Origin of the sequence: Comamonas sp. 4034 (genome assembly GCF_050434545.1) — a bacterium.
In the GTDB taxonomy this organism is placed as follows: Bacteria; Pseudomonadota; Gammaproteobacteria; order Burkholderiales; family Burkholderiaceae_C; genus Comamonas; species Comamonas odontotermitis.
Map to the genome: position 1 here is coordinate 1 of NZ_JBNDIT010000052.1, position 2,939 is coordinate 2,939.

The following is a 2,939-nucleotide window of genomic DNA, read 5'->3' on the forward strand; positions in this document are numbered from 1 at the left end:
TGAACTGACCCCCAGAAGTTGGACGCCGATCTAACCTCTGGGAGTTTTCATGGGAAGATATGACGAAGAGTTCAAACGAACTGCCGTCCAGGACTACCTTGCTGGGGATGAAGGATTCAAATCAGTAGCTCGGAAACATGGTTTGGATCCCTCTATCTTGCGCAGTTGGGTCAATGTATATCGTGCGCATGGTGAAGCGGGCTTGCGCAAAAAGAGTCAGGGCGTTTATTACAGTGGTAGCTTCAAGCTTGCTGTGCTAAACCGTATGTGGAGCGATGCTTTAACGCATCGACAGCTATTGGCTGTGTTCAACCTGCGGTCAAGTACCGGGCTCATTGCAAAATGGGAGCGTCAGTACCATGAAGGGGGCCCACAGGCTTTAGAACCTCGCCCAAGAGGGCCCCGCAAAAAGATGCCCGACCCAATTCAGCCCAAACCAACTCCAAGCCCGTTGCCTGCGGTGGCAGACCAAGCGAAATCACTTCAAGATCTGCGCATGGAGAACGAGTACTTGCGCGCGGAGGTGGCCTACCTAAAAAAATTGGATGCCTTGGTTCGATCGCAGCAGCCGACAACACGCAAAAAGCGAAAGTCGTAATCGAACTAAGGCATGGTCATCCCCTGGCAGCGCTGCTAAAGGCTGCCAGGCTGTCGCGCAGCTCCTTCTACTATCAAAGAAAGGTGCAGGAGGCTGGCGAGCACTATGAGGCACTCAAGGAATCGATTCGTTCGATCTTTCACCGGCACAAGGGTCGCTATGGCTATCGCCGCGTGACGGCTCAACTGCGCCAGGATGGCTCAACGGTCAATCACAAGCTGGTGCAGCGACTGATGCAAGAGCTAGGGTTGAAGTCGCTCGTTCGTCCCAAGAAATATCGTTCGTACCTCAACGCTAACCATGTAATTGCGGAAAATCTTCTGGACCGTCAATTCCAGGCTGATGCACCCAATCAAAAATGGACAACCGATGTGACTGAGTTCAATGTCAAAGGCGAGAAGCTCTATTTGTCTCCAGTGCTGGACCTCTACAACGGTGAAATAGTCGCTTACGAGATGAGGGATAGGCCAGAATACGGGCTCGTCGGAAGCATGCTCAAGAAGGCTCTGGCCCAGCTTGATGGCCAGCAAGCACCGTTACTGCATTCAGATCAGGGGTGGCACTACAAGATGCCGGCCTACCGAGCACAACTTGCTAACAAGGGCGTCACGCAAAGCATGTCCCGCAAAGGCAATTGCCTAGACAATGCAGCAATGGAGAGCTTCTTTGCAACTGTGAAAACGGAATTGTTTTACATGCGGAAGTTCGAGTGCGTCAGTCAGTTGCGTGATGAACTGCACCGGTACATCCGGTATTACAACCATCATCGCATCAGAACAAAATTAAAAGGCCTGAGTCCGGTAGCGTACCGAGCCCAGGCTATGAGCCTTTAACTGCATAATCCACGCAAACCCACCACTCTGTTTAGACTGCTCTCGGCCAGAAACTGTCCTCCGGCGCGAGTCAGCCAACGGCAGGTCTAGGCACATCTGAGTCAATCCCGGAAACAGCGCAGAAAATGCACAGCTTGTTCGGAACATCACACTGACAAAAGGGTTGACTTTATGCGTTTCACAGCCTGGCTCGTAGCCTTCGGCCTCACCTTCTCACTCACATCGCCTGTGCTGGCCCAATCGGCAACCGCACAAAAAGCACCCACAACGCGCGACCGCATCTCGGTGGTCGTAGAAGGAAGCGGGCCGGATGTCATCCTCATACCGGGCTTGGCATCTTCCCGCGACATTTGGCGTGGCCTTGCCGCGCGCCTCCAGCAAAGCCATCGCCTGCACCTCGTTCAAGTGGCTGGGTTTGCTGGAGCACCCGCAGCACACGATCCGCAAGGTCCAGTGATTGGGCCCACGGCAGAAGCCGTCGCGGACTACATTGAACGCGAGCACCTACAGGCACCCGCCATCATCGGCCACTCCCTGGGGGGGGAGGCTGCACTCATGCTGAGCGCGCGTCATCCCGAACGGGTGTCGCGCCTGATGATCGTCGATGCGTTGCCCTTCTACAGCCTGCTGCTTGATCCGTCTGCAACCAGCGAGAAAGCCACGCCGGGCGCGGCCGCATTTCGCGACACCTTGCTCACGGCAACAGACGCTCAGATGGAAGCCATGCAAACCACCTCCCTCGCCCGTCTCGCCAAGACCGAAACTGCCCGTCCTTCCCTGCTCGCCGCTAGCCTCCGATCAGACCGCCAGACTGTGGCAAATGCCACCTACGAGTTGATGACCTCAGACCTGCGTCCCGAGCTCAGCCGCATCACCGTGCCTGTGCATGTAATTTATGCCTACGACACCAGCTACGGCATCCCCGTAGGCAACGTCGATGCCACGTTTCAATCCGCCTATGCAGCCACGCCTCAAGTCAGCTTCCAACGCATTGATGGCAGCTACCACTTCGTCATGCTGGATCAGCCCGAACAGTTCGAGCGCGCCGTCATCGACTTTCTCAGCCCCACAACGCGAACGATAAAGCCGATAAGGCTTCCAGATGAGTTCTCAACAGGCGCCTCAATGCCCGTTCCTGTTGGCAAGAATCAGGAACAGTGAGCTGAAACCTCACCTTGGCGTTGGCCCCAAATGGTTGCCTGCTTAAAAACAAGCCTCTCCCTGCTCCACTGCCGTGAGGTGCTGCAGGCAGATCTGGCAACATGAAAAGCGTCAGTAATGACGCGGTCATGTTGATTGGCCGAATTGGAGATGTCACCGTTAGGTCGCAATGCAGCTACGAGCTACGGCAATCAGTGCAAAGCAGATGTTGGTAGTCTGAGGGTGAATGACCGCAATGGGTCGGGTGCAGTCCATCAAGTGGCCAAGTTTGAACTGGCACATCTGGCTAGTTTCGCTGTAATTTGCATTTAACATTCCACTGTCCAACTTCTGGGGGTCAGTTCAGT

The 2,939-nt window shown here is 55.0% G+C and carries 2 protein-coding genes; both read left to right on the plus strand.

From position 1 onward, the window contains the following. The first annotated feature begins 49 nt into the window (after window positions 1-49). A protein-coding gene (locus tag ABIE32_RS21665) for an IS3 family transposase (protein ID WP_429019392.1) occupies window positions 50-1,431 on the plus strand; the annotation gives its coding sequence in 2 pieces (ribosomal slippage) (window positions 50-545 and window positions 545-1,431; 1,383 coding nt in all). Between the two features lie 171 nt (window positions 1,432-1,602). Continuing rightward, window positions 1,603-2,592, plus strand: a complete 990-nt coding sequence (locus ABIE32_RS21670) for an alpha/beta fold hydrolase (protein WP_429019395.1) — start codon at window positions 1,603-1,605, stop codon at window positions 2,590-2,592. Window positions 2,593-2,939 lie beyond the last annotated feature (347 nt).

Coding starts and splice junctions, on each gene's coding strand:
- ABIE32_RS21670 (WP_429019395.1), top strand. CDS start 1,603: ATGCGTTTCACAGCCTGGCTCGTAGCCTTCGGCCTCACCTTCTCACTC.